This window comes from Arthrobacter sp. NPDC080086 (assembly GCF_040702285.1).
On record NZ_JBFBKP010000018.1, the window covers coordinates 58,178 to 65,931 of the forward strand.

Below are 7,754 nucleotides of genomic sequence, written 5' to 3' on the forward strand. Positions count from 1 at the left end.
GGCCGCCGTCCCCCTGATCGACCTGTAACCCGAGTCCGGCCGGAAAGTGATTCGAGTCTCAGCCGGAATAGTTGCACGCGCCTCCTTGCTGTTCTACGTGGACATCATCCACAGCGAAAGGAACCGCGCATGCTGTTTTCCACTTTGACCGTTGGCCAAATGGAGCTCCCGAACCGACTCGTCATGGCGCCGCTGACCCGCCTGCGCTCCGGCAAGGAAGGCGTCCCGGGCCCGCTGGTGGCTGAGCACTACCGGCAGCGCGCATCGCTTGGCCTGATCGTCAGCGAGGGCACCTACCCCAGCGAAGCCGGCCGCGGCTTCCCGGGCCAGCCCGGCCTGGTCACCGAGGAACAGCTCAAGGGCTGGGCCGACGTCACCGCCGCCGTTCACGCTGAGGGCGGCCGCATCTTCGCCCAGGTCATGCACGCCGGCCGTGTCACCCACGAGGCCACCACCGGCGGCCACGAGGTCGTCGCCCCCAGCGCCATCGCGATCGACGGCGTCACTCGCACCTACGAAGGCAAGCAGTCCTTCCCGGTACCGCGCGCCCTCACCACCGACGAACTGCCGTCTATCCGCGACGAATTCGTCCGCGCATCCCGCAACGCCATCGAGGCCGGATTCGACGGCGTCGAACTGCACTCCGCCAACGGCTACCTGCTGCACGAATTCCTGACCCCCGCCGCCAACCAGCGCGATGACAACTACGGCGGTTCCCCCGAGAACCGTGCACGCTTCGTCATCGAGGTGGCCCAGGCCGTCGTCGACGCCGTGGGCGCGGACCGCGTGGGCATCCGCATCTCCCCGGAGCACAACGTCCAGGGTGCCACCGAGACCGATGCAGCCGACGTCCGCGAAACGTACGGCATCCTGGTGGACGCCCTTTCGCCGCTGAAGCTGGCTTACCTGAGCGTCCTGCACAAGGACGCCGACAGCGAGCTGGTCAAGGACCTGCGCGCCCGCTTCGACGGCCCGTTCCTGCTGAACACGGGCTTCGGCGTCATCACCACCCGTGACGAGGCCGTCTCGCTGGTCGCCGACGGCCACGCCGACGCCGTCGTCGTGGGCCGCCCGGCCATCGCGAACCCGGACCTGGCCCGCCGCTGGCGTGAAGGGCTGCCGGTCAACGAGCCGAACCAGTCCACGTTCTACGCCGACGGCGCCGAGGGTTACACGGATTACCCGTTCTACCAGAACTAAATCCCGGCGGCCCCGAATGCAACGGGGCGCCAGCAGGCGGCGGAGAGGAATTGCCTTCCTCCCCGCCGCCTGGCGTTTAACCCCCGGTACCGGTTCCGACCGAGCGCTGACACAGGGCAATGAAGCTTCCCAGTTGCTCCAGCGACGCCGGCTGCGGCGGCAGATAGTGGGTGAGCTCCGGCGCCCGGACGATCACGGCGCGCCACTGCCCCCGGGACACAGCCACGTTGATCCGGTTGCGGGAAAGCAGGAATTCCATGCCGCGCGGTGCGTCGGCCACGGCCGAGCAGGCCATCGACACCAGCACCACCGCCGCCTCCTGGCCCTGGAACTTGTCCACCGTGCCCACCCGGACCCCGCCCAGGCCGGCACAGCCCAGCGCCTCTCGGATGAGGTTGACCTGCGCGTTGTAGGCGGCCACCACCAGGATGTCCTCGGTGCCCAACGGCCTGCCGCCCTCCGGGGAGTGCCACATCAGGCCGAGGTGCCGCCGGACCTGGCGGACGACTTCCGCCGCTTCCTCCGGGGACGAAGTGGTGTTGCCGGCGTGCGGGACCATGACCGTCTCGATTCCGGCCGGGACCCCGTCGAGGTGGCGCTGGTCGGCTGCCGGAGCCGACCGCAGCCGGCCGTCGTAGGCGAGCTCCGAGACGGCCCGGCAGAGCGCCGAGTTCATCCGCCAAGAGTCGGCCAGGAAGTAGCCGAGCTCCGGCGGGAGTGTCGCGTGCCCCGCGGAGATCCAGCCGAGCGCCGATTCGTCCACGGGCTCCGGGTGCTGGCCCTGGCTGACCTGCGGCAGCTGCTGCGGGTCGCCGAGCAGCAAGAGTCTGCTGCTGGCCTGCGCCACCGCCAGGGTGTTGGCCAGCGAGAACTGCCCGGCCTCGTCGATCACCAGCAGGTCCAGGGCTCCGGCCGGGACGGTGGAGCCGGTGAGGGTCCAGGCGGTGCCGCCGATCAGTGCCCCACCCCGCGCGGCGAGTAGCGCGGACACGTCGTTGGCGCTCCGGGCCTCCCAGGGGAGCGGCTCGGAGTGCTTCACGTCCTTGGCCACGAGGGCGGGGCTGACGCCAGCGGCGACGGCGGTGCCGAGGAGGTGTTCCACGACGGAGTGGGATTGTCCGACGACGCCGATTTTCCAGCCGCGCTCGACCAGCCGGGCGATGACGCGGGCACCCACGTAGGTCTTTCCCGTCCCGGGCGGGCCCTGCACGGCTAGGTAGGAGCGGTCCAGGCTCAGCACGGCGCCGGTGATGGCGTCGATAAACCGGTCCGGCCCCTCCCCGGGCTGCGGCAACGGTGAGCCTCCAGCCAGCCGGGGCGGCAGCCTGCGGACGAGATCGAGGGCCGGGTGCCGCGGTAGGGTTCCCGACTCCAGCCCCGCGGCGACGTCGGCGGCCAACGTTTCCAGCGCCTGCTCCAGGCTCTTGGTGGCGATCGGCTGGTCCTCGGTGAGCGCGATCGGCAGGTCAGCGTAAGGCTCGATGTTTCGGTGCAGCCGGTCCCGGATGATGACCGTGTCCTTGCCGTCCTCGTCGCCCAGTTCCAGGACTTCGGTGCCAAACCAGCCGTTGCGGCCGGTCCCGCTCTTGCCGGTGCTTTCAAGTCCGGCGGGCAGCGGGTGGCCGTACATCCGGAACCACTTGCTGCCCTCGCGCAGGTCCGATCCCGGGCTGATGGTGCCGGTCAACTTCACCCGGCGCTCCGGCAGTTTCCGGCCTTCCCGATGCCAGTCGTCCAGGATCTCCGCGGTTTCGACCAGGAAGACGTTCCGGTCTTCACCATGGGTGTCCGGTCCCAGTTCGCACCGGTCGAAATGAGCCCACCAGAACGATTTCCGTTCCCTCCGGTGGTAACTGACGGCGGCGGCCAGCATGGCGACGGCCTTGCGGTCGTCCTCGGCCAGCCCCGAGTCGGGTGCGGCGAAACGAAGGAGTGTGGCCTCGGCCGGTCCCACCGGCTCCGCGGCACCCGCCTCATCTCCGCCGGCGTCGGCAGCTACCGCTCCGGCGGAGCCGGACCCCGCAGCCGAGCTGTCGGCAGCCGTCGCCGGACCGTCCGTACCGTCCGCCGCGGGGGAGATGCCGCGTTCGGCCGCCCGCCGCAGCAGCCAGTCCCGCAGCTCCAGGGTCGAGAGGCAGTCGTACTCGTTGTAGTCCGAGATTCCGGCCAGGATCGCCGCCGCCTCCTCGTCCCGGCCGGCGTCGCGCGCCTCGCAGTAGTGGGCGTAGGCCACCACGGAGGCGCCCGCGTCCTTGACGTCCCCGGTGCGGAGGTTGCTGCCCATGTACAGCGGCTCGAGCCGCTTGATGCTGTAGGAGTTCTCCGAGATCCGGATGCTGTTGCGGACCGTCTGGTACAGGTCCACCAGCAGCCCGTCGCGCAGCCACTGGTCCACGGTGTCCTCGCCGGCGACGTGCTGCACCGAGAGCTTCCGCAGCGCCGTTTTCTCGTACGGCGCGTAGTGGTAGACGTGCATGTCGGGAAACTCGCTGCGGCGCTTCTCGACGTAGTCCAGGAAGTCCAGGAACGCCTGCTTCTCCGCCTCCCGGCTGTGTGCCCAGAACGGACGGAAGACCCCCGGTACGCCGGGCGAGACGGGCGCCTCGATGACGCCGAAGAGGTATTCCAGCCCCCATATCCCGGTGGCCGCGTCCTGCCAGAGCGGGTCGCCCTCAAAGTCGAAGAAGATGTCCCCGGGGCTGGGCGGCGGCAGTTCCGCCAGCGTGTTCTGACCCAGCACGGCGTAGCGCAGCGTGTGCTCCTCGCCGTCCTTGCGGTAAGTGACTTCCCCGTCTACCGGGCCGCGCCCGCTCTGGATCCGGGCCTGTTCCTGCAGCCGCAGCAGCGTGGAGGAGGCGCCGGTCAGGTTGGCCTCCGCGAGCTGCGCCACCGTGGAAATACCCAGTGCGTGCAGGTTTTTCCGCTGCACCGCGTTCATCCGCGCCACGAGCAGCAGGTCGTCCGTGGCGGCCACCTGCTCCCGGCAGTAGTCGCAGCGTCCGCAGGCGCTGATCCCCTCCGCGCCCCAGGCGACGGTCCCGGGCCGGGCCGCGTGCGCCCCGGTCAGGGTAAGGAACCGTTCGCGCCGTTCCCGGAAGACCGGCAGGATCTCCGCCAGCTTGTGGTGGCTGCGGACGTAGTCGAAGCCGCCGCCGGGCAACGGCACGGTGGAACCGAGGACCAGGGTGACGTTCGGGGCGACGTCGATCCCGGCCTTGAGCAGCTGGTCGCCGTATGCGGCCAGCTGCAGCAGGGCGGTCACCTTGGCGTGGCGGGCCAGCTTGGTGTCGAACACCGCGTAGGCGCCGTCGTCCTGACGGACCAGGAAGTCGGAGCGGCCGTGGAACTGCCCGTCGAAGAAGGCGGCCTGGAAGACGACGTCGGCGCCGGCCCGCAGCGCTGCGATCGACTCCTCGTGCTTGGCCACCAGGGTGGCGCGCTCCATGCCCTCGGCGGCAACGACGTCGTACACCCCGGCCCCGCGGGCAGCATCCCAGGGGCCGAACTCCGCGACGAAGGTATCCAGCACCGTGTGTTCGTGCACGTCGCCCAGCGCAGCCGCGTGCCGGAGCATCTCGTCGGCGCCGAAGTCGGCCTTCGCCGCCCGGCCGAGCTTCTCGTCCAGCTTGCGCAGCAACTGATACTCGCACTCTGCGGCCACCACCAGGTCGCTCGCAGAGTAGACCAGGTCCGGGGCCGCGCCGGGTACTCCCGGTTCAAGGAAAAACACTGTGTCCCCACCTCGTCTCTGTCCGCCGTGCCTCTTTTGCCAAGCTACCAAAGCCCACCGACAACAAGGCCTCCGGGCCCCTGGCACGCCGCCAGGTCTGGCCGCGCCGCGAGGACCGGCGTAGGGTCGGATGACCATGACCGAACAGCAGCCCTTTGACCTGGTGCGGAGCTATCCGCACTTCGAACTCCGCCGCTACCCAGCCCACGTTGTCGCCGAGGTCCAGGTCAACGCCCGGTTCGACCGGGCCGGAAACGCGGCCTTCCGCTACCTCTTCAATTACATCAGCGGCGCCAACACCGCCGGGCAGAAGGTGGCCATGACCGCCCCGGTACTGCAGGCTTCCGGATCCGGGCAGAAAATCGCCATGACCGCACCCGTGCTGCAGCAGGGTCCCCTGCCGGGCAGCGACGGCCCGGCGGACTTCGCCGTGGCGTTCGTGCTCCCGGCCGGTATGACGGCGGAGACGGCGCCGGTGCCCACCAGCCCCGAGGTGCACATCCGTTCCGTGCCCGGGTCCCTGGCCGCGGCGGTGCGGTTCTCCGGCGCGGGCACCGAGGACGCGTTCCGGCGCCGCCTCGAGGGCCTGCACGCGGCGCTGGCCCTCGCCGGCCTCACCACCGTGGGACCGCCGCGGTTCGCCCGGTTCGACCCGCCGTTCAAGCCCTGGTTCCTCCGCCATAACGAGGTGGTCCAGGACGTGCGGGAGCCCGGATAGGGCAAAATGGCTGGGTGAACTCCAGCTCCCAGCACCGTCCAGTCACCGCCATCGAGACCCTGATTGCCGAGGAGCTGGGCGTCAAAGCCTGGCAGGTGGCGGCGGCGGTGGCCCTGCTCGACGGCGGCTCCACGGTGCCGTTCATCGCCCGGTACCGCAAGGAAGCCACGGGAACCCTGGATGATACGCAGCTGCGCACCCTGGAGGAGCGCCTCCGCTACCTGCGCGAACTCGAGGACCGCCGCCGGACCATCCTCGAAGCGATCGCCGCCCAGGGCGCCCTCACCCCGGAACTGGAGGCAGCCGTCGTCGGGGCCGAGACCAAGTCCCGGCTCGAAGACATCTACCTGCCCTTCAAATCCAAGCGCCGCACCAAGGCCCAGGCCGCCCGCGAGGCCGGTCTGGAGCCGCTCGCGGACACGCTGCTCCGGCACCCGGACCGCGACCCGGAGCGGGAGGCGGCCCGCTACCTCAACCCCGAGCACGCCGTTGGGGACGCCGCCGCCGCACTCGCCGGCGCCCGGTCCATCCTGGTCGAACGCGTCGCCCAGGACGCCGATCTGGCCGAGACGCTGCGGGAGCGGCTCTGGACCCAGGGCCGGATGGTCTCCCGCGTGAAGAAGGGCAAGGAGGCGGAGGGCCAGAAGTTCAAGGACTACTTCGAGTTCGCCCAGGCTCCGGCCGGCATGCCCTCCCACCGGGTCCTCGCGCTGCTGCGGGGCGAGAAGGACGGCGTGCTGGAGCTGGACCTGAGCGAGGCGGCCCCGGACGACGACGCCGCCCTGGCCGCCGCCCGCGCCCGCTACGAGGCCGCCGTGGCCAGGTTCCTTGGCGTCGCCGACCGCGGCCGGCCCGCCGACGCCTGGCTGCTGCAGACCGCGCAGCAGGCGTGGCGCTCCCGGGTCCTGACCCGGCTGAGCGGTGACCTGCGCAGCCGGATGTTCGCCGCCGCGGAGGACGAGGCCGTGCGGGTCTTCGCCGCGAACCTCCGCGACGTGCTGCTCGCCGCCCCGGCCGGGAACAAGGCCACCCTGGGCCTGGACCCGGGACTGCGGACCGGTGTGAAGGTCGCCGTCGTGGACGGCACCGGCAAGGTCGTCGCCACTGACACGGTCTACCCGCACGCACCGGCCCGGAAATGGGACGAGGCGCTCCGCACCCTCACCGCCCTGGCCCGCAAACACGAGGTAGAGCTGGTCGCGATCGGCAACGGCACCGCCTCCCGGGAGACGGACAAGCTCGCGGCCGAATTGATCAAGCAGCTCGGTGCCGGAGGCGCCTCCCCGCAGAAGCTCGTCGTCTCCGAAGCCGGTGCGTCCGTCTACTCCGCCTCGGCGCTCGCCGCAGCGGAGTTGCCCGGAATGGACGTTTCCCTGCGCGGCGCCGTCTCGATCGCCCGGCGGCTGCAGGACCCGCTCGCGGAGCTGGTGAAGATCGAACCCAAGTCGATCGGCGTCGGCCAGTACCAGCACGACGTGACGGCGTCGAAGCTGGACCGCAGCCTGGACGCCGTCGTCGAAGACTGCGTGAACGCCGTCGGCGTGGACGTCAACACCGCCTCCCCGGCGCTGCTCAGCCGGGTGGCCGGCGTCGGGCCGCTGCTGAGCGAGAACATCGTGGCGTACCGGAACGAGCACGGGCCCTTCGCTAAGCGCAGCGAGCTGAAGAAGGTACCGCGGCTGGGTGCCAAGGCCTTCGAACAGTGCGCCGGCTTCCTCCGGATCAGCGGGGGAGCGGAGCCGCTGGATGCCTCCAGCGTCCATCCGGAGTCCTACCCGCTGGCGCGCCGGATCAAGGCCGCCGCCGGTGCAGGCAGCGTCTCGGCGTTGAACCCGCAGGACTTCGTGGACGGCAGCTTCGGCCTGCCCACGGTGCGGGACATCATCGCCGAACTGGAAAAGCCGGGCCGTGACCCGCGGCCCGAGTTTGCCGCGGCGAGCTTCCGCGAGGGCGTGGAGAAGATCTCGGACCTGGTGCCGGGCATGGTGCTGGAGGGGACCGTCACCAACGCGGCGGCGTTCGGCGCGTTCGTCGACGTCGGGGTGCACCAGGACGGGCTGGTCCACGTCTCCGCGCTGGCCAACCGGTTCGGAGACGAACCGGTTG

Annotated in this window: 4 protein-coding genes; 3 read left to right on the forward strand and 1 reads right to left on the reverse strand. The window is 70.6% G+C overall.

The features are described from left to right. Positions 1-129 precede the first annotated feature (129 nt). On the forward strand, positions 130-1,200 hold the full coding sequence (locus AB0305_RS08880) for an alkene reductase (protein ID WP_364138621.1): 1,071 nt from the start codon (positions 130-132) through the stop codon (positions 1,198-1,200). Between the two features lie 76 nt (positions 1,201-1,276). Here AB0305_RS08880 and AB0305_RS08885 read toward each other — a convergent pair whose 3' ends face one another. Then, positions 1,277-4,930, reverse strand: coding sequence for a TM0106 family RecB-like putative nuclease (locus AB0305_RS08885; protein WP_364138619.1), 3,654 nt, complete (start codon positions 4,928-4,930; stop codon positions 1,277-1,279). Between the two features lie 136 nt (positions 4,931-5,066). Between AB0305_RS08885 and AB0305_RS08890 the strand changes: the two genes are divergently transcribed. Next, complete coding sequence (locus AB0305_RS08890; protein WP_364138617.1) at positions 5,067-5,648, forward strand: heme-binding protein; 582 nt, start codon at positions 5,067-5,069, stop codon at positions 5,646-5,648. A gap of 14 nt (positions 5,649-5,662) precedes the next feature. Beyond that, on the forward strand, positions 5,663-7,754 hold a 2,092-nt coding region (locus AB0305_RS08895), incomplete at its 3' end, for a Tex family protein (protein ID WP_366172420.1).